At 66.0% G+C, this 23,005-nt stretch carries 23 protein-coding genes, 1 pseudogene and 1 riboswitch; of the genes and pseudogenes, 12 read left to right on the forward strand and 12 right to left on the reverse strand.

All coding sequences use genetic code 11. The features are described from left to right. The first annotated feature begins 27 nt into the window (after positions 1-27). The 11 genes from miaB (at position 28) to C6Y53_RS10970 (ending at position 11,296) form a co-directional block, all read left to right on the forward strand. Positions 28-1,347 carry a tRNA (N6-isopentenyl adenosine(37)-C2)-methylthiotransferase MiaB gene (miaB, locus tag C6Y53_RS10920; protein WP_106472465.1) on the forward strand — a complete coding sequence of 440 codons (1,320 nt, stop codon included), beginning with the start codon at positions 28-30 and terminating at the stop codon, positions 1,345-1,347. A gap of 207 nt (positions 1,348-1,554) precedes the next feature. Further along, a complete protein-coding gene (locus C6Y53_RS10925) occupies positions 1,555-2,295 on the forward strand; it encodes an outer membrane protein (protein ID WP_106472466.1) in 741 nt (246 codons plus the stop codon). 126 nt (positions 2,296-2,421) lie between these two features. Further along, positions 2,422-3,444: a PhoH family protein gene (locus C6Y53_RS10930; RefSeq protein ID WP_244615008.1), complete on the forward strand. Its 1,023-nt coding sequence runs from the start codon at positions 2,422-2,424 to the stop codon at positions 3,442-3,444. A 4-nt stretch (positions 3,445-3,448) separates the two neighbouring features. Next, entirely contained in the window at positions 3,449-3,949 is a 501-nt protein-coding gene (ybeY, locus tag C6Y53_RS10935) for an rRNA maturation RNase YbeY (RefSeq protein WP_106472467.1), read from the forward strand. A 33-nt stretch (positions 3,950-3,982) separates the two neighbouring features. Then, on the forward strand, positions 3,983-4,873 hold the full coding sequence (locus tag C6Y53_RS10940; protein WP_106472468.1) for a hemolysin family protein: 891 nt from the start codon (positions 3,983-3,985) through the stop codon (positions 4,871-4,873). A 7-nt stretch (positions 4,874-4,880) separates the two neighbouring features. After that, the gene (lnt, locus tag C6Y53_RS10945) at positions 4,881-6,401 is read left to right on the forward strand and encodes an apolipoprotein N-acyltransferase (protein WP_106472469.1); all 1,521 of its coding nucleotides are present in this window, start codon (positions 4,881-4,883) and stop codon (positions 6,399-6,401) included. A 29-nt stretch (positions 6,402-6,430) separates the two neighbouring features. Beyond that, positions 6,431-6,484, forward strand: a riboswitch (SAM-SAH riboswitch). 4 nt (positions 6,485-6,488) lie between these two features. Then, complete coding sequence (gene metK / locus C6Y53_RS10950; RefSeq protein ID WP_106472470.1) at positions 6,489-7,670, forward strand: methionine adenosyltransferase; 1,182 nt, start codon at positions 6,489-6,491, stop codon at positions 7,668-7,670. A 78-nt stretch (positions 7,671-7,748) separates the two neighbouring features. Continuing rightward, complete coding sequence (trmB, locus tag C6Y53_RS10955; RefSeq protein ID WP_106472471.1) at positions 7,749-8,450, forward strand: tRNA (guanine(46)-N(7))-methyltransferase TrmB; 702 nt, start codon at positions 7,749-7,751, stop codon at positions 8,448-8,450. A 121-nt stretch (positions 8,451-8,571) separates the two neighbouring features. Further along, a complete protein-coding gene (gene aroA / locus C6Y53_RS10960) occupies positions 8,572-9,924 on the forward strand; it encodes a 3-phosphoshikimate 1-carboxyvinyltransferase (protein ID WP_106472472.1) in 1,353 nt (450 codons plus the stop codon). Continuing rightward, the gene (locus C6Y53_RS10965; protein ID WP_106472473.1) at positions 9,921-10,535 is read left to right on the forward strand and encodes a (d)CMP kinase; all 615 of its coding nucleotides are present in this window, start codon (positions 9,921-9,923) and stop codon (positions 10,533-10,535) included. The genes aroA and C6Y53_RS10965 overlap by 4 nt, the downstream gene beginning before the upstream one ends. Positions 10,536-10,612: 77 nt before the next feature. After that, on the forward strand, positions 10,613-11,296 hold the full coding sequence (locus tag C6Y53_RS10970) for an ankyrin repeat domain-containing protein (RefSeq protein WP_106472474.1): 684 nt from the start codon (positions 10,613-10,615) through the stop codon (positions 11,294-11,296). 115 nt (positions 11,297-11,411) lie between these two features. Here the strand turns inward: C6Y53_RS10970 and C6Y53_RS10975 are convergent, their stop codons facing one another. After that, positions 11,412-12,158 carry a sulfite exporter TauE/SafE family protein gene (locus tag C6Y53_RS10975; protein WP_106474054.1) on the reverse strand — a complete coding sequence of 249 codons (747 nt, stop codon included), beginning with the start codon at positions 12,156-12,158 and terminating at the stop codon, positions 11,412-11,414. Positions 12,159-12,241: 83 nt separating this feature from the next. Here C6Y53_RS10975 and C6Y53_RS10980 point away from each other — a divergent pair, with 83 nt between their 5' ends. Next, positions 12,242-12,940 carry a FadR/GntR family transcriptional regulator gene (locus tag C6Y53_RS10980; RefSeq protein ID WP_244614806.1) on the forward strand — a complete coding sequence of 233 codons (699 nt, stop codon included), beginning with the start codon at positions 12,242-12,244 and terminating at the stop codon, positions 12,938-12,940. Between the two features lie 5 nt (positions 12,941-12,945). Here C6Y53_RS10980 and C6Y53_RS10985 read toward each other — a convergent pair whose 3' ends face one another. From C6Y53_RS10985 to C6Y53_RS11035, 11 genes and pseudogenes are all read right to left on the reverse strand, one after another. Then, a complete protein-coding gene (locus C6Y53_RS10985) occupies positions 12,946-14,034 on the reverse strand; it encodes an NAD(P)/FAD-dependent oxidoreductase (RefSeq protein ID WP_106472476.1) in 1,089 nt (362 codons plus the stop codon). Beyond that, positions 14,021-15,514: a tripartite tricarboxylate transporter permease gene (locus C6Y53_RS10990; protein WP_244614807.1), complete on the reverse strand. Its 1,494-nt coding sequence runs from the start codon at positions 15,512-15,514 to the stop codon at positions 14,021-14,023. Before C6Y53_RS10990 ends, C6Y53_RS10985 begins: the two co-directional genes overlap by 14 nt. Before the next feature lie 12 nt (positions 15,515-15,526). After that, on the reverse strand, positions 15,527-15,943 hold the full coding sequence (locus C6Y53_RS10995; RefSeq protein WP_106472478.1) for a tripartite tricarboxylate transporter TctB family protein: 417 nt from the start codon (positions 15,941-15,943) through the stop codon (positions 15,527-15,529). Positions 15,944-15,986: 43 nt separating this feature from the next. Beyond that, on the reverse strand, positions 15,987-16,931 hold the full coding sequence (locus C6Y53_RS11000) for a tripartite tricarboxylate transporter substrate binding protein (protein ID WP_106472479.1): 945 nt from the start codon (positions 16,929-16,931) through the stop codon (positions 15,987-15,989). Beyond that, positions 16,928-17,446, reverse strand: a complete 519-nt coding sequence (locus C6Y53_RS11005; protein WP_106472480.1) for a MarR family winged helix-turn-helix transcriptional regulator — start codon at positions 17,444-17,446, stop codon at positions 16,928-16,930. Before C6Y53_RS11005 ends, C6Y53_RS11000 begins: the two co-directional genes overlap by 4 nt. 274 nt (positions 17,447-17,720) lie before the next feature. Continuing rightward, positions 17,721-18,464, reverse strand: a complete 744-nt coding sequence (locus tag C6Y53_RS11010; protein ID WP_106472481.1) for a class I SAM-dependent methyltransferase — start codon at positions 18,462-18,464, stop codon at positions 17,721-17,723. Positions 18,465-18,484: 20 nt separating this feature from the next. After that, a complete protein-coding gene (locus C6Y53_RS11015; RefSeq protein ID WP_149615514.1) occupies positions 18,485-19,606 on the reverse strand; it encodes a glycosyltransferase family 61 protein in 1,122 nt (373 codons plus the stop codon). Between the two features lie 77 nt (positions 19,607-19,683). Beyond that, a pseudogene (locus C6Y53_RS21450) lies at positions 19,684-19,791 on the reverse strand (IS5/IS1182 family transposase); the annotation flags it as partial. Positions 19,792-19,991: 200 nt separating this feature from the next. Beyond that, positions 19,992-20,759 carry an HpcH/HpaI aldolase family protein gene (locus C6Y53_RS11025; RefSeq protein WP_106472484.1) on the reverse strand — a complete coding sequence of 256 codons (768 nt, stop codon included), beginning with the start codon at positions 20,757-20,759 and terminating at the stop codon, positions 19,992-19,994. Further along, entirely contained in the window at positions 20,759-21,541 is a 783-nt protein-coding gene (gene hpaH, locus C6Y53_RS11030) for a 2-oxo-hept-4-ene-1,7-dioate hydratase (RefSeq protein ID WP_106472485.1), read from the reverse strand. Before hpaH ends, C6Y53_RS11025 begins: the two co-directional genes overlap by 1 nt. Positions 21,542-21,549: 8 nt before the next feature. Continuing rightward, positions 21,550-23,004, reverse strand: coding sequence for a 2-hydroxymuconic semialdehyde dehydrogenase (locus C6Y53_RS11035; RefSeq protein WP_106472486.1), 1,455 nt, complete (start codon positions 23,002-23,004; stop codon positions 21,550-21,552). Between the last annotated feature and the right edge of the window lies 1 nt (position 23,005).

Here is a 23,005-nt window from a genome sequence, read left to right on the forward strand (position 1 = left end):
TCCCGACCACCCGCGAAAGCCGTTGCCATGACCGCGCCCAAGAAGCTCTTTATCAAGACCTATGGCTGTCAGATGAATGTCTATGACAGCGAACGCATGGCCGAGGCGCTGGGCGGGCAGGGCTATGTGGCGACCGACCGTCCCGACGATGCGGACATGATCCTGCTCAACACCTGCCATATCCGCGAAAAGGCGGCCGAGAAGGTCTATTCGGAACTGGGCCGGTTCCGGGGGCTGAAGGCCGAGAAGCCCGACCTGAAGATCGGCGTCGCGGGCTGTGTCGCCCAGGCCGAGGGCGAGGAAATCATACGCCGGCAGCCGCTGGTCGACCTGGTGGTCGGCCCGCAGAGCTATCACCGCCTGCCCGAGATGGAGGCAAGGGCGCGCAACGGTGAAAAGGCGCTCGAGACCGATTTCCCCGAGGAGGACAAGTTCGAGCGGCTGAAGAACCGGCCCCGCGCGGCGCGCGGCCCGACCGCGTTCCTGACCGTCCAGGAAGGCTGCGACAAGTTCTGCGCCTTCTGCGTGGTGCCCTATACGCGCGGCGCCGAGGTCAGCCGGCCCGCGGGCCGGGTACTCGACGAGGCGCGCGGGCTGGTCGAACGCGGTGTGCGCGAGATCACGCTGCTGGGGCAGAACGTGAACGCCTATCACGGTGCCGGCGAAGGCGGCGACTGGTCGCTGGCGCGGCTGATCCGCGAACTGGCCCGGATCGACGGGCTGGAGCGTATCCGCTATACCACCAGCCACCCCAACGACATGGAGGACGATCTGATCGCCGCCCATGGCGACTGTGCCGCGCTGATGCCCTATCTGCACCTGCCGGTGCAGTCCGGAAGCGACAGGATCCTCAAGCGGATGAACCGCAAGCACACCGCCGAAAGCTATGTCCGGCTGATCGAGAGGATCAGGGCGGCGCGTCCCGACATCCTGCTGTCGGGCGATTTCATCACCGGGTTTCCCGAAGAAACCGATGCCGATTTCCAGGCTACGATGGACCTGATCGAAGCGGTGAATTACGGGCAGGCCTATTCCTTCCGCTATTCCACCCGCCCGGGCACGCCCGCGGCCGAACGTCCCCAGGTGCCCGACGAGGTCGCGACCGACCGGCTGCACCGGCTGCAGGCGCTGATCACGCGTCAGCAACGCGCGGTGCAGGATGCCATGGTCGGGCGCGAGGTCGGGGTCCTGTTCGAGAAACCGGGCCGCCAGCCGGGCCAGATGGTCGGCAAGTCCGACCATCTGCACGCGGTGCATGTCCAGGCGCCGGATCTGGCGGCGGGCGATCTGCGCCGGGTGCGGATTACCGCCTCGGGGGCCAATTCGCTCGCGGGCGAGCTGCTGTAGCACCGGCTGTTGCGCGGGTGCGGCACGGGGCGCCGATCCGCCCGCGATGTGGTGCGAATCTGCAACTTTGCCGCCCCGGGCACCTGAAAAACACGGCCATGGCACGGATTTTTCTGGATTCCTGCCCTCCACCTGACGCATTGATTGACCTGAATTCATGGTGGCCCGTCGTGTTTTGGGTCGTATGTCCGGGAGGTTGGTTACATCATGGGCAGTCGTCGGATCTCTTCGTCCATCCTTGGCCGGTTGTTCTGCGCGGCCATGCTGGCCACGGCGTCGACCGCGGCCGTGGCCGGGAATATCACGCCGGTGGTCGTGGAACCTGCGGTGCAGGAACCGGTCCTTGTCTGGGAAGGCTTCTATGCGGGCGGTTCGCTCGGTTATGCCAGCGGCGGTGACGACCGGGTCGGCCATCGCACCCCGGCCGGCGTCAATGTCGCCAGCCCCGGAACGCTGAATCCCGGCGGTTTCAACTATGGCCTGCGCCTTGGCTGGCGCGGTGAGCGGTTGCTGGAAACCCGGTCCTTCGTCTATGGCGTCGAACTGGGCTATGACGGGGGCAGCATCGAGGACGATTTCAGCACCGCGACCCACAACGCGGCAGTCGAACTGAATGGCGCGCTGTCGCTGCGGTTGAGAAGCGGGTTCACCAACGAATCGCGGAACACCTGGTTCTACGGCATGGTGGGCTATACGCGGGGCGATCTCGACTATCGCGTATCCGGGACCGCCGCGGGCGATACCATCAACCTCGATACCGGGTTCGACACCGACGGCTGGTCGGCCGGCCTGGGCGCCGAACGGATGCTGAACGAAAACCTGTCGCTGACATTCGAATGGGAATACACCGAATTCGATTCCGTGGTCCTGTTCGACGCGGGCGGGTCGTCGACCAAGGCCACGCCGAAATACAACAATTTCCGCGTCGGCCTGAACTTCCGCTTCTGATCCTGCCCGTGCATGGCGTGAACGCGGGGATCGTGATCACGCCGATACACTTTCTGCCTGTTGATGCTTGCGCAAGACCTGCGAATCTTGGCACGCTTTGTCCAGACCGCCACAACAGGAGACCGGATTGGCCATTGGCGTCCTGACCCCCCGCAAACCGGCGACGCCGCGACCGAAGCGCTGCTGGAATTTCCCGACAACCGGCTTCTCATCGACCTGTGTGGCGAATTTGACCGCAATCTGGCCGAAATCGAAAGCAAGCTGGGTGTGCAGATCCTGCGCCGTGGCAATCAGCTGGTGGTGCTGGGCGACGAGGCGCCGCGCCAGCAGGCGGTGGAAACCCTGTCGGCGCTCTATGCCCGGCTCGAGGCCGGGCGCCCCGTCGAGGCGGCCGATATCGACCGCGAATTGCGGATGGGCAGCACCGAGCCGGATATCGGCGCCCGCGCGGGCGACCAGCTCGAGATGTTCCGCGGCGGCCCGGTCGAGATCCGCACCCGCAAGAAACTGGTCGAGCCGCGGACGGATGCGCAGAAGGCCTATGTGCGGTCGCTGTTCGAACATGAATTGGCCTTTGGGATCGGCCCGGCGGGGACGGGCAAGACCTATCTCGCCGTGGCCGCGGGTGTTTCGATGTTCATCAACGGCCATGTGGACCGGATCATCCTGTCGCGCCCCGCGGTCGAGGCGGGCGAGAAACTCGGCTATCTGCCCGGCGACATGAAGGACAAGGTCGATCCCTACATGCAGCCGCTCTATGACGCGCTGAACGATTTTCTGCCCGGCAAGCAACTGGCCAAGCTGATCGAGGAAAAGCGCATCGAGATCGCGCCGCTGGCCTTCATGCGCGGGCGCACGCTGGCGAATGCCTTCGTGGTGCTGGACGAGGCGCAGAACGCCACCACCATGCAGATGAAAATGTTCCTGACCCGGCTGGGCGAAGGGTCGCGCATGGTGATCACCGGCGATCGCAGCCAGGTCGACCTGCCGCGCGGCGTGCCGTCGGGGCTGGCCGATGCCGAACGGCTGCTCGGCGGGATCGGCGGCATCAGCTTCAACTACTTCACCTCCGCCGACGTGGTGCGCCACCCGCTCGTGGCCGCGATCATCGAGGCCTACGAGGCGGATACCGGGGGCGGGGCCCGCTGATCCCATGCAGCTCGACCTGACGATCGAGGACGACCGCTGGGCGCGGCCGGGTATCGCGATGCTGGCCGTAACCGCCTTTGCCGCCACGCTGGCGCATCTGGGCATTGACGGCACCGGCTGCGAAATCAGCCTGCTGGCCTGCGATGACGACCGCATCGCCGCGCTGAACGCGGAATTCCGGGACCGGTCCGCGCCCACCAACGTGCTCAGCTGGCCGGCCGCCGATCTGGCGGCGGAGGCGGCCGGTGCCGCGCCGCGCCCGCCGGTGCCCGATATCATGGGCGAGACCGCGCTGGGCGACATCGCGATTGCCTATGACACCTGCGCGCGCGAGGCGGAGGCCGCCGGAAAACCGCTCTCGGATCACGCCACCCATCTGCTCGTTCACGGGCTGTTGCACCTGCTGGGCTACGATCATGTGCGTGATACCGATGCCACGTTGATGGAACGTCACGAAACAGAGATACTTGGCAGACTGGGGTTGGATGACCCATATAGGGATTAGACCGGGGGCAGGCCCCCTTTCTGGACAGGACAGATGGACGACATCGAAGGCAGTTCTGGCGCGGCGCAGCGCGCGCAGCCCGAGAACGACATGGCACCAGAACCCGAAGACAGGCCCGGATTTTTCGGCCGCATCTTCGAGGCGCTGAGCCCGGCAGAAGACGAAACCGGACCACGGCTCAACGGCACGGGCAGCAGCCCGGCGCCGTCGCATGGCATGATCAATCTGCGCCGGATGCGGGTCGAGGACGTGGCGATTCCCAAGGCGGATATCGTCGCGGTCCCGGACAGCATCGGCAAGGACGAGCTGGTCAGGGTGTTCCGTGAAAACGGCCTGACCCGGATCCCGGTCTATTCCGGCACGCTCGATACCCCGATCGGGCTGGTCAATTTCAAGGATTTCGCCCTGAATCACGGGTTCAACGGCAATGGCGGCGATTTCGATCTCGAATCGCTGCTGCGGCCCCTGCTGTTCGTGCCGCCCTCGATGCCGATCGGGGTGCTGCTGGCCAAGATGCAGACCGAACGGCGGCACATGGCGCTGGTGATCGACGAATATGGCGGCGTGGACGGGCTGGTGACCATCGAGGACCTGATCGAACAGGTGGTCGGCGAAATCGAGGACGAACACGACACCGACGAGGCGCAGAGCTGGGTCAAGGAGAAACCCGGCTGCTACCTGGCGCTGTCCAAGACCCCGCTCGAGGAATTCGAAGCCGAAACCGGGTGTTCGCTCACCGAGGCGGACGAGGTCGACGGCGAAGAGATAGACACGCTCGGCGGGCTGGTCTTCATGCTCGCCGGCCGGGTTCCGGCGCGCGGCGAGGTCGTCGTGCATCCCGATGGCCCGGAATTCGAGGTGATCGACGCGGATCCCCGGCGGATCAAGCGGCTGCGGGTGCGCTTGCCGGACGCCGCCGCGTGATCGCAACATGAGCCCAATCGCGCGCCGGCCTGCCGCGGCACGGTTCGCCGCGGCCGTGCTGGCGGGGGCGGTGGCCGCATCCGGGCTGGCGCCGCTCGGGCTCTGGCCGCTGACGCTGCTGGCGCTGCTGCTGGTGCCGGGGCTGTTCCTGGCCGCATCGGGCACGCGGGCGGCGGCCCTGACCGGCTGGGCGTTCGGGGCGGGCTATTTCGCACATGCGCTGTTCTGGATTGTCGAGCCGTTCCTGGTCGAACCGGACCGCCACGGATGGATGGCGCCGTTCGCGCTGGTGTTCCTGGCCGGGGGGCTGGCGCTGTTCTGGGCCGCCGGGTTCGCCGCCGCCCATGCGCTGGGACGGGGACGGGCGGACCGCGTATTGGCGCTGGTCCTGTGCTGGACCCTGGCCGAGATCGCGCGGGCGGTGCTGCTGACCGGGTTTCCCTGGGCCGCGCTGGCGCAGGTCTGGGTCGACACCGATGCGCGGTTGCTGCTGGCCTGGATCGGGCCGCAGGGGCTGGCGCTGGCCACGCTGCTGGTCACCCTGCCGGCGGGGGCGATGATCACCGGACCGGGCTGGCGGCGATGGGCCGCGCCCGCACCGGCGCTGCTGCTGATCGCGGTCGTGATGCTGGCGCGCTGGGCATCGCCCGAGGTGACCGACACCCCGACGGTGGTGCGGCTGGTGCAGCCCAACGCACCGCAGGATCAGAAATGGGACCCGGCGATGATCCCGGTGTTCTTCGACCGCCAGATCGCGGCCACCGCCGCGCCCGCCGACACCGGCGGACGCCCGGACCTGATCGTCTGGCCCGAAACCGCGATCCCGGTTCTGCTCGGCCATGCCGAAGAAACCCTCGCCGTGATCGCCCAGGCGGCCGAGGGCGTGCCGGTGGTGTTCGGGGTGCAGCGGCGCGACGGGGTGCGGATCTACAATTCGCTCGCCGTGCTCGGCGGCGCGGGCGCGGTGGCGGGCATCTATGACAAGCATCACCTGGTGCCCTTCGGCGAATATGTCCCGCTCGGGGATCTGGCGGCGCGGTTCGGTCTGCGGGGCTTTGCCGCCCGCGAAGGCGACGGCTACAGCGCCGGGCCGGGGCCGCGGGTGCTGGCATTGCCGGGCATCGGCCCGGTGCTGCCGCTGATCTGCTACGAGGCCGTGTTCCCGCGCGAGGTGAACGCCGCGCCGGAACGCCCGGCGGCATTGTTGCAGATCACCAACGATGCGTGGTTCGGCACCCGGGCGGGGCCGTATCAGCATCTCGCGCAGGCGCGGATGCGGGCGGCCGAACAGGGGCTGCCGATGGTGCGGGTCGCCAATACCGGCGTATCGGCGGTGATCGACCCGCTGGGCCGCGTGACCGCATCGCTGCCGCTGGGCGCGACCGGTTTTGCCGACGCGGCACTGCCGGCGCCGTTTGGGCCCACCGCCTATGCGCGTCTGGGCGACGGGCCGCTGCTGGTGTTGCTGGCCGCGCTGGCGCTGGCGTTGATCTGGCGGCGCGTTAACGCCGGTTCGATTGGCAGTTGACCTGCGCCCGGCGGGCGCGTAACCGTTCGGGGTCGCCACAACGGCTTCCTGGCGTGGCGCCTATTTTTTGGGTTAATGGAGCACCACATGTCCCGACAGAATTATGTTTTCACCTCGGAATCCGTTTCCGAGGGGCATCCCGACAAGGTCTGCGACCGCATTTCCGATGCCGTTCTCGACGCCTTTCTCGCCGAGGAACCCGAGGCGCGTGTCGCCTGCGAAACCTTCGCCACCACCAACCGGGTGGTCATCGGTGGCGAGGTCGGGCTGTCGGATCAGACCAAGCTGAAAGACTACATGGGCCGGATCGACGAGATCGCCCGCGCCTGCATCAAGGATATCGGCTACGAGCAGGACAAGTTCCACCATGCCCGTTGCGAGATCACCAACCTGCTGCACGAGCAGTCGGCGCATATCGCCATCGGCGTCAATGCCGCCGACAACAAGGACGAAGGCGCCGGCGACCAGGGCATCATGTTCGGCTATGCCACCAACGAGACGCCCGCGCTGATGCCGGCGCCGATCCAGTATGCCCACGCGATCCTGCGGCGGCTGGCAGAGGCCCGCAAGTCCGGCGCCGAACCGGCGCTCGGACCCGACGCCAAGAGCCAGCTTTCGGTCGTCTACAAGGACGGCAAGCCGGTGGGCGTGTCGTCGCTGGTCCTGTCGACGCAGCACCTGGACGAATCGCTCGAGAGCGGTGACATCCGCGCCATCGTCACGCCCTATATCCAGGACGTGCTTCCCGAAGGCTGGCTCAGCGATGCCACCGAATGGCACGTCAACCCGACCGGCAAGTTCGTGATCGGCGGCCCGGACGGGGATGCCGGCCTGACCGGGCGCAAGATCATCGTCGATACCTATGGCGGTGCCGCACCGCATGGCGGCGGCGCGTTCTCGGGCAAGGACCCGACCAAGGTGGACCGTTCCGCCGCCTATGCCGCGCGCTACCTGGCCAAGAACATCGTTGCCGCCGGCCTGGCCGACCGGGCGACGCTGCAGTTGAGCTATGCGATCGGCGTGTCGCGCCCGTTGTCGATCTATGTCGATACCCATGGCACCGGAACCGTGCCGGATGACCGGATCGAGGCCGCGGTCGGGCAGGTGATGGACCTGACCCCGCGCGGGATCCGCGAGCATCTGGGCCTGAACCGGCCGATCTATCAGCGGACCGCGGCCTATGGCCATTTCGGGCGCGACCCCGACGCGGATGGCGGGTTCTCGTGGGAACGCACCGACCTGACGGATGCGCTGACTGGCGCGGTCTGACGAGTTCGATCTGACTGGCGGGGCGTTTCGGAACCAGGGCGTTGCGTTGCCGTTGCGGCGGCGCTACACCCCCGCGCCATGAGCACGCCGAAACGCCCGCATCGCAATTTCTATGGCCGCCTCAAGGGCAAGGCCCTGAAACAGAGCCAGAAGACCTATCTGGAAGAAGACCTGGATGCGCTGTCGCCCGGTCCCGTGGGCTGGTGCGAGAACCCCGCGCGCGAACCGCTCGATCTCGGGGCGCTGTTCGGGGGGAAACCGGTCTGGCTGGAAATCGGGTTCGGCGGCGGCGAACATCTGGTGCACCAGGCGCGGATCCATCCGGGTATCGGCATCATCGGGGCGGAACCCTATATCAACGGCGTTGCGATGCTGCTGGGCAAGATCCGGCGGGCGGGGGTGCGAAACCTGGCCATTCACGCGGGCGATGCCCGCGACCTGATGGATGTCCTGCCGGCGGCCTCGGTCGACCGGGCCTTTCTGCTCTATCCCGATCCCTGGCCGAAGAAACGCCACCATCGCCGCCGTTTCGTGACACCCGAGCACCTGGAGCCGCTGGCGCGCGCGATGAAGCCGGGGGCGGTGCTGCGGGTTGCGACCGACATTCCCGATTATGTGCGCCAGAGCCTCGAAGAGGTGCCGAAGGCCGGGTTCGCATGGCTGGCCGAGCGTCCGCAGGACTGGCGCGAGCCCTGGGATGACTGGCTGTCGACGCGCTATGAACAAAAGGCGCTGCGCGAGGGCCGGGTGCCCCATTACCTGACCTTCCGCCGGCTCTGAGCGGGACATGCGGCTGCGCCGCATCGCTCCGCGGGGGATATTTCCGGCAAGAGGAAGGGGCCGGTGGACCCGTCTCATGCGTTGCGCTAACAGGTCCGGGTTGCAGCAGGAAAGGCGCGTCATGTCCGGTCACGGTTCTCCCATCCCGATGGTATCGCATCCTGTTCGCGGGCTGAGCGGCGTGGCCGAGGTGCCGGGCGACAAGTCGATCTCGCACCGGTCGCTGATCCTGGGCGCGCTCGCGGTGGGCGAGACGCGGATCACCGGATTGCTGGAAGGCGAGGACGTGCTGGACACGGCCGGCGCGATGCGGGCCTTTGGCGCCGAGGTGGTGGATCACGGCGGCGGCGCGTGGTCGGTGCACGGGGTCGGCGTCGGCGGGTTCGCAGAGCCGGAGGCCGTGATCGATTGCGGCAATTCGGGGACCGGCGTGCGGCTGATCATGGGGGCGATGGCGACGAGCCCGATCACGGTCACGTTCACCGGTGATGCGAGCCTGAACAGCCGCCCCATGGCCCGCGTGACCGATCCGCTCGCGCTGTTCGGGGCGCGGTCGGTCGGGCGGAGGGGTGGGCGGCTGCCGATGACCATCGTGGGCGCGGCCGACCCGGTGCCGGTGCGCTACGAGGTGCCGGTGCCCTCGGCGCAGGTGAAATCGGCGGTGTTGCTGGCGGGGCTCAATGCGCCGGGCAGGACCGTGGTGATCGAACGCGAGGCAACCCGCGATCACACCGAACGGATGCTGGCGGGGTTCGGCGCGGAGATCTCGGTCGAGGAAACCGCCGAGGGGCGGGTGATCACGCTGACCGGCCGGCCGGAACTGCGCCCGCAGGCCATCGTGGTGCCCCGCGATCCGTCGAGCGCGGCATTCCCGGTCTGCGCGGCGTTGATCGTGCCGGGGTCGGATGTGCTGGTGCCGGGGATCGGGCTGAACCCGACGCGGGCGGGGCTGTTCGATACGCTGTGCGACATGGGGGCCGATCTGAGTTTCGAGAACCGCCGCGACGAGGGTGGCGAGCCCGTGGCCGATCTGCGGGCGCGCTATTCGCCTGACATGCGCGGCATCGAGGTGCCGCCCGAACGCGCCGCCAGCATGATCGACGAATACCCGGTGCTGTCGGTGGTCGCGGCGAATGCGCGCGGTGTCACGATGATGCGCGGGGTCGGGGAATTGCGCGTGAAGGAAAGCGACCGGATCGACGCCATGGCCACCGGGCTGCGGGCCAACGGGGTAACCGTTGACGCGGGCGAGGACTGGTGGTCGGTCGAGGGGCTGGGCGCGGGTGGCGTGCCGGGCGGCGCAACCTGTGCCAGTCACCTGGATCACCGGATCGCCATGTCGTTCATGGTTATGGGCCTGGGCGCGCAGGCGCCGGTTGCGATCGATGACGGCGCGCCCATCGCCACGTCCTTTCCGGTGTTCGAGCCGCTGATGGCGGGGCTGGGCGCCCGGATCGAACGGCGCGGCGCGTGAGTTTCACCATCGCCATCGACGGGCCTGCCGCGGCGGGCAAGGGCACGGTCGCCAGGGCGGTCGCGGCGCATTTCGGGTTTGCGCATCTCGATACCGGCCTGCTCTATCGCGCGGTCGGGGCCAGGGTTCTGGCGGGGGCCGAGGCCGTGGTGGCGGCGCGGGCGCTGCGGCCCGGCGATCTCGAGGCGGACGGGCTGCGCACGCCGCAGGTGGCGCAGGCTGCGAGCCGGGTTGCGACCGATCCCGGGGTGCGGGCGGCGCTGGTGGCGTTCCAGCGCCAGTTCGCGCGCCGGCCGGGCGGCGCGGTGCTGGACGGGCGCGATATCGGCACCGTGATCTGCCCCGGCGCCGAGGCCAAGCTCTATGTCACCGCCAGCGCCGAAACCCGGGCCGAGCGGCGGTTCCTCGAACTGCGCGACAAGGGTGAGGACGTGACCCGCGCGGCGGTGCTGGCCGATGTGATCGCGCGGGACGAGCGTGACATGACCCGCGCCGACGCGCCGTTGAAACCGGCCAGCGACGCGGTGATGATCGACACGTCCGATCTGTCCATCGACGAGGCGGTGCGCGCGGCGATCGCGGCGGTCGAGGCACGCCGCGGCCTGACCTGACGCACCCGCCGATCCCGCAGGACGAACGGGTCACGGCATGGGCCCGATCCATCCCAAATCGAAAGGGGAAACCGCGAATGAGACGAATTCCGATCATCGGCCTGGCTCTGCTGTTTGGCGGCCTTGCCCATGCAGCCGTCGCGCAGACCGCGCCTTCGGCAGGTGACATCGCCGGATATGAAGGCCTGTTCGCCGCCGCGCATTCCGGCGATATCGCCGCGGTCGGCGAACTCGTTGCCGCCGGGGCCGACGTGAACGCGCGCGATCCGCGCGGGCGCACGCCCGCACATGTCGCGGCCTTTGCCTCGGAGGACGACGTTCTCCGGCTCCTGGCGAAGGCGGGTGCCGACATGAACGCGCGCGAGGGCAGGGCGTATGACGTGGTGACCATCGCCGCCGTTGCCGACGATCCGGCATTGATGTCGCTGGCAATCGAACTTGGCAACGATCCCGGCCTGACAACCAGCCCCTATGACGGCACCGCGCTGATCGCCGCGGCGCATCTCGGTCATGTGGAGGTCGTCCGGCGCCTGATCGCGGCCGGTGCGCCGCTGGACCACGTCAACAACCTGCACTGGACGGCGGTCATGGAATCCGTCGTGCTGGGAGACGGCGGCCCCGACCATCTGGCCGTGCTGGACGCGCTCTTGTCGGCGGGGGCTGACCGCAGCCTCGCGGACCGGGATGGCGTGACGCCGCTGCAACATGCCGAAAGCCGCGGGTTCACGGCCATGGCCGAGCGCCTGCGGCGGCCGGATTGAACCAGTCGGCGAATGCCGGTTGTCCCGGACAGCAGCATCCCGACCGGTGGGCAGATCCTGCCCGTGACGGCCCTGAACACCTGCACAGCTGGCGGTCAGGGCGTATGGTTTCCCCTCATTGCAGAAAGAACACGACCGTAAGAACGGCGCCGACCGTGATGATGGCATAGCGCAGCAACTCGGGTGAAATCCTGCGCGCGTAATGCCCGCCGAGATAGCCGCCGATCGTCGTGGCGATGGCAAGGATCACCGCCGGTTCCCAGGCGATAAGGCCGGCTGTTGCATATGTGATCACGGACACCAGGGACAGGACCGCGGAGAGAAGGTTTTTCAGGCCATTCATGCCATTGAGGTTCTCAAAGCCGATGAGGCCGAAGACCGCGAGCAGCATGATGCCGAGGCCGCCATTGAAATATCCCCCATAGATGGCGACGGCGCCGACCGCGCTTGCGGAGAGCACCGGACCGGCGGGGTGCAGGCTTCGCTTGCGCACCGCCCGCAGCAGGCGTGGGCCAGACGCAAAAAGCGCCGTCGCCGTTAGCAGCAACCAGGGCACGATGCCCGTGAACGCATCGCCCGGCGTGACGAGAAGCAGCCCCGCCCCAACCAACCCGCCGCAAGCCGCAACGATTGCAATCGCGCGCAAGCCAAGCGTTCCCTCTGCGCGGATGTCGTGCCGGAATGCCCAGGCGCTGCTCATGTAGCCCGGCAGAGCGGTGAGCGTTGCCGTGGCGTTGGCCATGATCGGCGGAACACCGATCCATACGAGGGCGGGGAAACTGAGCAATGTGCCGCCGCCGGCAATGGCGTTGACGCCGCCGGCCGCGAGACCGGCAAGAGCAAGGAGCGCAAGGGACAACATGGCGAATCTCCGGTTGAAGTTCAGCCGTTCCTGCCGGAAACTGCCAATGGTCTGCAAATTGGTCTGGAATTCAAGTGATGCGCATGAGCAGGTCCGAGGCCTTGCGGCGGCTGCAAGGCTACCTCGCGGAAGCGGGGCTTGCGCCCGGAGATCGTCTGCCCTCCGAGCGGCGGATGGCGGGCCTCATCGGGTGCAGCCGGGAAACCCTGAGAGCCGCGCTGGACGCGCTCGAAGCCCAGGGACGGATCTGGCGGCATGTCGGGCAGGGCACGTTTGTCGGTCGCGCCCCGCCGGGCGAGGTCGCGCGGGATACGATCCTGATCGATGCGACCACGCCCCGCGATCTCATGGATGCCCGGCGAATGCTCGAACCACAGGTGGCCAGGGCGGCCGCGGAATGTCGTGAAACGCGCGATGTCGCGTTGCTGCGCCAGCGCGTTCAGGACGGCAGAAAGGCGCGTGACCGTGCCGCCTGCGAACGCGCGGACGACGCGTTTCACCAAGCCATCGCCCATGTGACGCGCAACCCGGTCCTGATCGCGCTTCTGCGGCATTTCTCGAGCGCACGCTGCCGGGGCGTCTGGCAGCGTGAATGGGAACACACCTATGCAAGCGTCGGCGTCGATGAATTCCGACACCTGCATTCGGACCAGCACGCGGGCATCGTCGACGCGATCGCGCGCGGCGACGGAATTGCCGCGCAGACGGCCATGGCGTCCCACCTCGATACCATCGCCCGGGCAATGGCCGGAAAGGGAAACGCGGGCCGGTTCACGCCGTAGGCGCGTCACCCGGCAAGGAACCTGTCCGGCGTAAAGGCATCTGCCAGGCTGTTATGGCGGCACTCCAGCAATGCCGCGGCGAGATGGGCCAGTCCGGGCGCGCATTGGATGCCAAAACCCGCCTGCCCGGCCAGCCAGAAGAACCCGTCGGCCCGCGGATCGAACCCCGTGACCGGGTAGCCATCGGGGGTCATCATGCGAAGCCCCGCCCATGTGGTCTCGACACGGGTCACATGAAAACCGGTGTCGTTGCTGAAACGGTCCAGCCCTTCGGCGACAACCATGTCATCCGCATGGGCATCATGCGGTTCGACCGGATCTTCATCGGCGGGCGATACCAGCAACCGGCCCGCTTCGGTCTTGGCATACCAGCGGAGCGGGGCCGTGACCGTAAAGGGCGTGCGCCCCAGGCCGGGCGGCAGCGGGAGCGCCGCAACGCTGCGCCGACAGGGTTGGATCGGCAGGGCGGGCACGCCTGCGAGGGTCGCGACATGGTTGGCCCATGCGCCGGCCGCGTTGACGAGCGTCGGGGCTTCGTACCGGTCGGTGGCCGTGCCGACGCGCCAGGTTGAACCAGTGCGGCGGATATCCGTCACCTGCGCGCCCGTGCAGATCCGGGCGCCGAGAGCGCGCGCCTTGCGTGCCGCGCCCTGCATGAGCGCATCGGCGTCGATGTCGCAGGCGCCGGGTTCATAGCTCGCGGCCTCCAGCCGATCGACCCGGATCAGGGGGAACAGCCTTGCGGCTTCCCCGGGGGCGAGCCGTTCGATGTCCGGCTGGCCCGCTGTCATCGCATCATGCGAGGGGCCGCCTCCGGGAAGAACCAGGCGCAGGATGCCGCGGGGGGTCAGCAGCGGCTCCGGGAACCATTCGGGCTCGGGGTCTTTCAACATGGGAAGGCTCAGCGCCGACACGTCGCGCAGCCGGCCATGCCCATAGCTGGGAACGAAGACCGCGGCCGACCTGCCGCTGGCATGGACGCCCAGATTGCGTTCCGCCTCCAGAACCACGACCCGCGCAGAGCCGGCGAGTTCGGCCGCCAGGGTCAGACCGGCGGCGCCGCCGCCGATGATCAGGACATCAGCCGTGTTCATGGCGCCTGCGCGATGTAAGCCAGAACAGGCTGATGACGCTCAGGACCAGCAGCACCACCGCGATCGGATAGCCGGTCAGCGCGGCCGGGTTGCCATCGGTCAGCACCAGGGTTTGCGAGAGCGAGACCTCGAACCGGGGGCCGAGGAAGAAGGCGATGATGAAGATCACGGTCGAATAGCCAAAACAGGTCATCAGATAGCCCAGGCCGGCAAAGACCAGCAGTATGGCCACCCCGAAGAGCCCGCCGGTCGCGAGAAAGACCCCGACGATGCACAACAGCAGGGCCGCCGAGAAGATGAGCGATTCCGGTGCGCCGACGACCCGTGTCCAGAGCCGCAGGCCCAGCAGCCCGACCAGCAGGTTGACCGCATTGGCCATGACCATCGCGCCGAACAGCCCATAGATCAGCCGGCCCTGCTGCTCGAACAGGAGCGGCCCGGGCTGGATGCCGTGGATCATGAACGCACTGATGATCAGCGCGGCGCTGACGCTGCCGGGAATGCCCAGGGTCAGCAGTGGAATGAGATTTGCGCCGACCACCGCGGAATTGGCGGATTCGGTGGCGGCAATCCCTTCCAGCGCTCCCTTGCCGAACTCCTCGGGATGTGCCGAGGTCTGGCGGGCAAAGGCGTAGGACATGAATGCCGCCGCCGTCGACCCGATCCCCGGCAGGGCGCCGAGCCCGGTCCCGATCAACGCCCCGCGGGCCAGCGTGCCCCGGCAGGCCCAGTATTCGGCCCAGCTGACACGGCGGTCATCCGGGCGTCCGGTGGCCCGTTCGATCGTTGCGCGCATGGCGCCTTGCGAACTCGACAGGCGTCGAACGATCTCTGATATCGCCAGCATCCCGATCGCGACCGGCGCCAGCGGCAACCCGTCATAAAGCTCGAACCAACCAAAGATCAGCCGGGGCGTGCCATGTTCAGGGTCCAGCCCCACCGTCGCGCAAAGCAGCCCGAGCGCTGCGGCGACAATCCCCTTGGCGATCGAGTCGCCGATCAGGCCCGCAATGATGCAGAAGGCGAAAATCATGAGGGCAAAGACCTCGACCGGCCCCATGTTGAGCGCCAGAACCGCAAGCGGGGCCGAGACGGTGATCAGCACGATGTCGCTGAACGTGTCCCCGGTGACCGAGGAATAGAGCGCCATCCTGGTGGCCTTTTCCGCCTTTCCCTGCCGGGCCAGCGGGTGCCCGTCCAGCGCGGTTGCCGCCGCGTCGGGGGTGCCGGGCGTATTGATGAGGATCGCGGGTATCGCCCCCCCGACGAGGCCACCCTTGTTGACGCCGACCAGAAACCCGATGGCGGGCAGCGGATCGAGACCGAAGGTGAAGGGAATGGCTATGGCCATCGCCATCACCGGCCCGATCCCCGGCACGGCTCCGACGAACTGCCCCAGCGCCACCCCGGCCAGAACAAAGCCCAGGTTGACCAGCCCCACGGCATCGCCGAAACCGGCCAGAATGGTCGCTGTATCCATCACCGTGGCACCTTATGGCAGAGGGCGGTCGAGAAGCTGCGAGACGGTCAGCCAGATCGCCGATGGCACGCCCAGCGCCCCGAGCGCGAGCCAGCCCGGGCGCCGTTCTCCGACCAGCAGCATCAGGGCCAGCGTCATGACCGGAGCGGCGATCATGAAACCGATCCGCCCGATGAGCCAGAGCTCGACCGCGAAAAACCCCAGCAGACCCAGCGCGCGCAGCAGCTGTCCGGCATCTGCCCGAGTGCCCGCGTTTTCCCATGCGGCCCACAGCCCCGACAGGATCAACACCCATGCCAGCGCCGAGGGCAGGCCCGACGGGCGCAGCCACCCATAGTCGACCCGCTCGGTCCCGTAGGGGATCAGAACCAGTAGCAGGATCAGGCCGAAGCCCGCCACGATCAGGCCCGAAAGGCGGCTTTGTGTCATTGCCCGCAAAACGGTGCAGCGGCGCGGCCACTGCACCTCCCTGTCATTTTCCAAAGAGCTTGCGAACGTTGGCAACGCCGTCGACGATCACCTTTCGGGTACCATCGGGCCCGCGATTGTCAGGCTCGGAGGAAAACACGTTGGTCACGACCTCAACCACCCGGTCGGACTGGATTGCGGCATCGAGCGCAGCGGCCAGGGCGGCCTTGGCATCGTCCGGCAGCCCCGCCGGCGCGGCAAAGTAGAAGATGGGATCGACATAGAACGCATAGCCCTGCTCGGGCAGCGACGCCACATCCGGCGCATAGCCGTGGCGGCCATCATTTGCCGTGGCGATCATCTTGAGGTCGCCCTTTTTCACATAGGGAATATGCACCCCGGCAGAGAATGACGCATCGACCTGGCCGCCAAGCACGAGTTGCAGCATCTCGGCCGAGCTTTTGGTCGGGACGAGCTTGAACCCCGCGCTTTCCTGGTTGTCGATGGCCCGCATCAGCAGCTCTTGCGGTTTGGCATCAAAGGCCACCGCGCCGCCATGCTCCTTGGCATGGGCCACCAGCCCCTTCATGTCTTCGAAGGGCGCGTCGGCCTTTGCGACGATCGCAAGCGGCGCGCGCGCGACCGTAGCGAGATAGTCGAAACTGTCCACGTCAAAGGGCAGTTCGTCACCGCGCAGGACGAGATTGATCATGACCGGCATGGTGACGCCCATTCCGATCACGGTTCCGTCCGCAGGCGCGGCGGAGATCCCGGTGAACATCGCCACGCCGCCACCGCCGGGCTTGTTTTCCGCGATCACGTTCCAACCGGTCTGTTCTTTCATCACGGTGGCGATCACCCGGCCGATCGTGTCGGTTTCGCCACCGGCCCCAAAGCCGATCTGGAGCTTGACCGGACCCGGGGGCGTCCAGTCCTGTGCCGCGCCGACGCTTGCGGCGAACAGTGCCGTGCCGGTCACGAGGCCCTTCAATATGCTGGATATTCTCATGGTTTTCCTCCCTTTCTGTTTTCGACATCCGCCATGCTCAGCCGGGTGGCTGCGGCCACCCGTCGCGACATGGCGATGAACTGCGCCCGCTCCTCCGAGCCAAGCGCAACATCAATCGCCCGGTGGTAGTGCTGCACCGCGGGCAGCGCCGCCTCGAAGGTGACGCGGCCCCGCTGGGTCAGGCTGACGAGCCGAACGCGCCCGTCGCTACGACAGGTTGACGACCGGATCAGCCCGTCCGTCTCCAGCCGCTTGAGCGCACGGCTCACCTGTGCCTGTTCCATGTCGGTAAAGGCGACGAGATCGCGTTGTGGCACCGGTTCTCCATCCGACAGACCCAGGAGAATGCGCCAGGTAACCAGATTCAGAGGCTCCGGGTCGTTCAGGGCTTGCGACAAACCGAGACGCAGGATCCGCGACAGCCGATAGACGGCCATCGCGATCTCGCTCGTCCCCGACGGCACATTGGTCAGGTCGAGCGGGTCGAGCCCATGAATGTGATCTGCCCGTGTCACCTGAACGCTCCCCGTTGCGAGTTATATGATATGTCATAGATATGGCTTTGGGCAAGTCGGCAGTTCAGGCTCGGCGATGTTTCATCGCCAATACCCCTGCCGGAATCCGAGGTTGTTATGGCGTCTTGGGGTCGTGTTGTTGTCGTGGATAGCTCCGCCCGACAGCACCAGACGCGCCATCTGCGCGTTGCTCAATCAGAAAAGGCGGACATGTTCCCCGTCCGGTTTCGAGTCGTGAACCACCCCGATTTCCGGAATTCAGTGGCGCCTGACCTTAAGAAACGAAACTCGGAGCTGTCACCAACCCATGCGGCAAGCGAATATTCCGGAACATCGGGAAATCTTCGGCGATGAGACTTTCCACCGATGTATATTCGAAGCTACCAAAAAACCTGTCTGTCCCGTAGTCTCCGAGTGAGAGCTCAATCCAGTCATCCGCGATCTGTTCGTAGTTCTCGGAAAGAACTCTGTTCGTCGGATCGAGATTGCTTACCAGAAGTAACCCGGTTGGTTTGCAGCCCATCACTGTCAGTTCAAGATCCGGGCGGTATCGCTGCAATATGGGAATGATCTTCCAGACATCACCGGTCCAGGCGGCTTTTGAGCCCGGCTCCATTTCGCGTGCGGTCATTTCATGGGAGAACGGGCAGCAATCATGAATGGCGACAACGCCGTTTTTGCCGCTACGCGCCTCGGTGTTGGCGAAATCCCGCAGCAGGTACTCGATCAGGTGCATGCCATCAAGGAAGGTCACACCGATCTCGATTCCCAGAGCCTCGATAAAGCCGCTATCAAAGAAATCGTCGCTGGTTTGCTGAAAGATGTGCAAGGCCGGCTTGTGATTGACCACGTTTCTGTCGATTGCGAAATAAGGATCAACGGCAATCGTCTTGCCCCTGACATTTGCAAAAGACCGACCCTTGCGGCAGCCGATTTCCAGATACCAATCGAACAGCATGTGTTCGTGGATTCTGGAGAGGAAGTCATAGTAACGCAGATCTGACGGTCGTTGGAACATCGGGGTCACCTATTGCGGCTTCAGGTGGGGTTGAACGCGAAAGCGTCGGTCAAGCCTTGCTGGTTCATGAGCTTGCTGAGCTTCACCACATCCAGTTCGGGCCAGTTGCTTCCGTCGTCAACAAAACCGGCGGCCTCAAGCTGTCTGCCAAGGATTGGCAGATCCAACTGACCGATTGAGGTTCGTTTGTATTGCGAATTCGGAAGCGGTTCCCATTGACCGGAAAGAGCATCAATGGCGATCGGGTGGCGACCGCTGAAACCCGTGATGTGATCGATCGGCCCTTCGCTCCAATAGCTGCGCCGTCGAATATAGGCGATGGATTGGTCCGGGCGGGCGACCAATGCGAACAAATGGGCCGCCGAACCATCCGAAAAAACGATCTTGCGCGCCGCCTTGTACCGGGCGATCTGGGTCGCGATATCAACCGTTTCGGGATGAAAAATCTCGTATCCCTGCTCGGCCATCAAGATCTCCAGTTGATCTTCTCCGGCCAAACCGCCAGTTGCGAGTTCCAGCCGGGCCCTGGAGACATACAGCATATCGGGACCGTCGGGTTCAATCTCTGTCGCAAAATGGTTCTTGAAATATTGACGTGTCTCTGGCGTGCCACACGCTAGGTTGACCCCTTCGACATCCGGTGGCCCAAGTCCCAGGCCCTGGCCGGGAACAACAAGCTCGTCCACCACAGCGTTCCGGCGGACAATTCGGAATTGCAGATCAACATCAAGGCATTGCAATACAGCCCTCTGGAAGCCAAGAAGTTGGGAGCCTCGCCTCGGACGCCTGGGGATGAAGATCACGCCACGCAGACCGGTCGTCCGGTCCAGTGCCCACAGGCGCGACAAGCTTTCAATGAGAAAGTGCCCGAAATGGTCAAACAGGACACCACCCCAGAGCCATTTGCCCTTCGCGCGTCCCTGGATCTGATCGGGCATCTCAGGAGGCGTCGTCAGCGCATTGTCAAAGCGCCAGTTTGCGGAGTGAAGGCAGTGCCGCCCATCAGGATAGAGAACACCTGCGGGCTTTCGATACCGCGCGTTCTTGGGTGGCACGACAATCGCCGATTTTACTGTGACGACTTCCCGGGACCAGCCGGTGTCATGCCTCGGACGTGAGAGTCCGACTTCCGTGTCATTCAACTTTGATCTCCAAACACTGCCGTTCCAAGCTGACAGAAACGCAGCCGAAATCCTAGGCACATGTCACAATGCCGGGAAATGACGATTGCAGCGAGGGCGATTGCGGACAGGAAGACTATCGGCCGTCTGTTGTATGGATTTGCGACGCATCGCAAGTCTTTCGGACTGCCAAACATGATCTCGATCACTGCCCGGCAGTGCTTTGCGCGGCAATGTCACGAGCGGGGTGGTTGCGCCGCATGTCGTGCCGGAGGGGCTTCTTGCGTTGCCACCGGCCAAAGGTGCACTGGAGCTGACAACCGGGCCGTTTTTCCTGCGGCCCGCAGAGCTTTCTGCCGCCGCAGGACCGCGCCAATGCGGCCCCGTGGGGCGTGGGTAGAACCCTTCAGGCTTTGCCCATCTCGGCCAGCAGACCCCTTGCCGCGCCAGACAGCAGCCCCAGGTCGACACCGCACGCGATGAAGAGATAGCCCATCTCGCGATAACGTTTCGCGTCCGCCGCGGTGGTGGCGAGGATGCCGGGCGATTTCCCGCAGGCGATGACCCTGTCGGCGGCCAGCCTCAACTGCTCCTGTACCTGCGGCGCGGACGGGTTGCCCAGATGGCCCAGCGATGCCGAAAGATCGGAGGGGCCGATGAAGATGCCGTCGACACCATCCACGGCACAGATTGCCTCGATCTGGTCGAGGGCTGCGCGGGTTTCGATCTGAACGATGGTGCAGATCTCCCGGTTCGCGGTGGTCAGATAATCTGGCTCGGTCCCGTATCGGCTTGCCCGCGTGCCACCGGCGACGCCGCGAATTCCGTCCGGGGGATAGCGGGTGGCCGCGACGGCGGCGGCCGCCTCCTCGGCAGTCTGAACGAAAGGCACCAGCAAGGTCTGCGCCCCGACATCCAGGATGCGTTTGATCAGCACCTTGTCGTTCCATGCGGGACGTGCGGCACAATGCGGGGTTCCGGCGGCAGCCGCCTGCAGCAGCGCCTGCAACTGCGCGATCTCGACCGGCGCATGTTCGGTATCGAACAACAGCCAGTCGAAATCCAGCAGCGACAGAGCCTCGGCTGCGACGGGGCTGGCGAGGCTCATCCACAGGCCAAGCTGGGTCTCGCCCGCGAGCAGGCGCTGCTTGAACAGGTTTCGCGGCGCCGGCATCAGACGAACCTCACCGCGACCGAGCCGAGCGGCCCGAAATCCGCATGCAGCGTGTCGCCCTTGTTGGCCCAGACTGGCCGCGTGAAGGATCCCGACAGGATCATGTGGCCCGGTTCCAGCGTGGTGCCGAAAGCGCCCAGCTTGTTGGCCAGCCACGCGACCGCCATCGCCGGGTGGCCCAGCACGCCGGCGGCAATGCCCGTCTCCTCGATCGCCGCATTGCGATGAAAGATGGCGCCGACCCAACGCAGATCGACCTCATCGGGCCTGACCGGGCGACCACCCAGAACGGTGCCGGCCGCCGCGCCATTGTCGGCGACGGTGTCGAAGATACGGCGCGGTTCGGTGACGCGGGCGTCGATGATTTCGATCGAGGGCACCACCCATTCGGTCGCCCGCAGCACATCGACCAGACCCACGCCCGGCCCCTTGAGCGCGTCTTTCAGGACAAAGGTCAGTTCGGGTTCGACGCGCGGCACGCAGAAACGGTTGAACGGCACCTCGGCGCCGTCCTGCAGCACCAGATCGTCGAACATGTAGCCGTAATCCGGCTCGTCGATCTTCGACGCGGCCTGCATGGCCCTCGATGTCAGCCCGACCTTGTGGCCTACGATCCTGCGCCCTTCCGCGATCCTCGCCTCGGCCACCATCGAGGAAATCGCATAGCTGTCCTCGATCTCGATTTCGGGGAACATCTCGGACGGGCGCCTGCCCTGCACCTTGGTGCGATGGCTTTCGAGAAGCGAGGCGACGGCCTCGTGGCGTTGCGCATCAGTTAACATGGGCTGACCTATAGCTTGACGCAGACATTGCGAAGTTCGGAGTAGAATTCCATCGAATGGATGCCGCCCTCGCGGCCGATCCCGCTGGATTTCGCGCCGCCGAACGCGGTGCGGAGATCGCGCAGGAACCAGCAATTGACCCAGCTTATCCCGACCTCGACCTGCGCGGCCACGCGATGCGCGCGCGCAAGGTTGGTGGTCCAGATCGAAGTGGCAAGGCCGTAGGGCGAATTGTTGGCAAGGGCCACGGCCTCGTCTTCGCTGTCGAAGGGCTGCAGATGGGTGCAAGGGCCGAAGATTTCGTCGGTGACGACAGCGGCATCCTCTGCGAGGCCTGTCCAGACCGTTGGTTGGACCCAATAGCCGCCCTCATATCCCTGCATCTCGGGCGTGCCGCCCCCGGCAAGGATATCGGCACCCGCGGCGCGGGCTTTGTCGTAGTAGGACAGAACCTTTTCGCGGTGCCCGGCCGAGATCACCGGTCCCATCGTCGTCGCATCGTCGAAGGGATCGCCAAGGCGATAGCCGCGTGCCTGCTGCGCCAGCCCCTCGGCCACGCGGTCAAAGATGCCGCGTTGGACATAGATCCGCTCGGTCCCCAGGCAGACCTGCCCGGTATTGGCGAAACAGGCCCGTCCGATCCCTTCCATCGTGGCATCGAAATCAGCGTCGTCGAAGATGATGCCGGGGTTCTTTCCGCCGAGTTCCAGCGAGACCGGGCGCACGCCGCTTGCCGCGGCTCTCATGATCGCCTCGCCCGTGCGGGTTTCGCCGGTAAAGGTGATGCCGTCCACGTCGGGATGCGAGGTCAGGAACTCACCCGCGCATCCCGGCCCGCGACCGTGGATCACGTTGTAGACGCCGGGCGGGATGCCGACATCGTTCATGACTTCGCCCAGCAGGGTGGCCGTTGCCGGGGTTTCCTCCGACGGCTTGACCACCACCGTATTGCCGCATGCGAGCGCGGGGGCGACCTTCCAGGTCATCAGCAGAAGAGGCAGGTTCCACGGGCAGATCACCGCGATGACGCCGCGCGGGGTGCGGATGGCGTAGTTCAGTGCCCCGGCTCCGTCGGGTGTCGGCTGGTCGAAACATTCCGTGCCCAGCACCGCGACCTGGTCGGCGAAGACGCCGAAATTCGCCGCCCCGCGCGGGATGTCGATATGGCTGGCAATCGAACGCGGCTTGCCGGTATCGCGGATCTCGGCGGCGAGGAAGTCGTCGAACCGGGCGGTGATGGCATCCGCCAATTTGCGCAACAGGCCCATTCGGTCGGGCGTGCTCATCTTTCCCCAAGGGCCTTTCAGCGCCGCGCGCGCCGCGCCCACGGCGGCATCGACCTGGTCGCGATCGGCGGCGCGGATCTGGCCGATGACCTCGCCCGTAGTCGGGAAATGATTGGCAAAGGCGTCGCCCCGGCCCGCGACGAACCGGCCGTCGATAAAATTGTTGAATTCCGTCAAT

Source organism: Pukyongiella litopenaei (genome assembly GCF_003008555.2).
Lineage (GTDB): Bacteria > Pseudomonadota > Alphaproteobacteria > Rhodobacterales > Rhodobacteraceae > Pukyongiella > Pukyongiella litopenaei.

Bases quoted from the DNA above. Each gene is read 5' to 3' on its own strand.
- miaB (WP_106472465.1), top strand. From the start codon at position 28: ATGACCGCGCCCAAGAAGCTCTTTATCAAGACCTATGGCTGTCAGATG.
- C6Y53_RS10925 (WP_106472466.1), top strand. From the start codon at position 1,555: ATGGGCAGTCGTCGGATCTCTTCGTCCATCCTTGGCCGGTTGTTCTGC.
- ybeY (WP_106472467.1), top strand. From the start codon at position 3,449: ATGCAGCTCGACCTGACGATCGAGGACGACCGCTGGGCGCGGCCGGGT.
- C6Y53_RS10940 (WP_106472468.1), top strand. From the start codon at position 3,983: ATGGACGACATCGAAGGCAGTTCTGGCGCGGCGCAGCGCGCGCAGCCC.
- lnt (WP_106472469.1), top strand. From the start codon at position 4,881: ATGAGCCCAATCGCGCGCCGGCCTGCCGCGGCACGGTTCGCCGCGGCC.
- metK (WP_106472470.1), top strand. From the start codon at position 6,489: ATGTCCCGACAGAATTATGTTTTCACCTCGGAATCCGTTTCCGAGGGG.
- trmB (WP_106472471.1), top strand. From the start codon at position 7,749: ATGAGCACGCCGAAACGCCCGCATCGCAATTTCTATGGCCGCCTCAAG.
- aroA (WP_106472472.1), top strand. From the start codon at position 8,572: ATGTCCGGTCACGGTTCTCCCATCCCGATGGTATCGCATCCTGTTCGC.
- C6Y53_RS10970 (WP_106472474.1), top strand. From the start codon at position 10,613: ATGAGACGAATTCCGATCATCGGCCTGGCTCTGCTGTTTGGCGGCCTT.
- C6Y53_RS10975 (WP_106474054.1), bottom strand. From the start codon at position 12,158: ATGTTGTCCCTTGCGCTCCTTGCTCTTGCCGGTCTCGCGGCCGGCGGC.
- C6Y53_RS10980 (WP_244614806.1), top strand. From the start codon at position 12,242: ATGAGCAGGTCCGAGGCCTTGCGGCGGCTGCAAGGCTACCTCGCGGAA.
- C6Y53_RS10985 (WP_106472476.1), bottom strand. From the start codon at position 14,034: ATGAACACGGCTGATGTCCTGATCATCGGCGGCGGCGCCGCCGGTCTG.
- C6Y53_RS10990 (WP_244614807.1), bottom strand. From the start codon at position 15,514: ATGGATACAGCGACCATTCTGGCCGGTTTCGGCGATGCCGTGGGGCTG.
- C6Y53_RS10995 (WP_106472478.1), bottom strand. From the start codon at position 15,943: ATGACACAAAGCCGCCTTTCGGGCCTGATCGTGGCGGGCTTCGGCCTG.
- C6Y53_RS11000 (WP_106472479.1), bottom strand. From the start codon at position 16,931: ATGAGAATATCCAGCATATTGAAGGGCCTCGTGACCGGCACGGCACTG.
- C6Y53_RS11010 (WP_106472481.1), bottom strand. From the start codon at position 18,464: ATGTTCCAACGACCGTCAGATCTGCGTTACTATGACTTCCTCTCCAGA.
- C6Y53_RS11025 (WP_106472484.1), bottom strand. From the start codon at position 20,759: ATGCCGGCGCCGCGAAACCTGTTCAAGCAGCGCCTGCTCGCGGGCGAG.
- hpaH (WP_106472485.1), bottom strand. From the start codon at position 21,541: ATGTTAACTGATGCGCAACGCCACGAGGCCGTCGCCTCGCTTCTCGAA.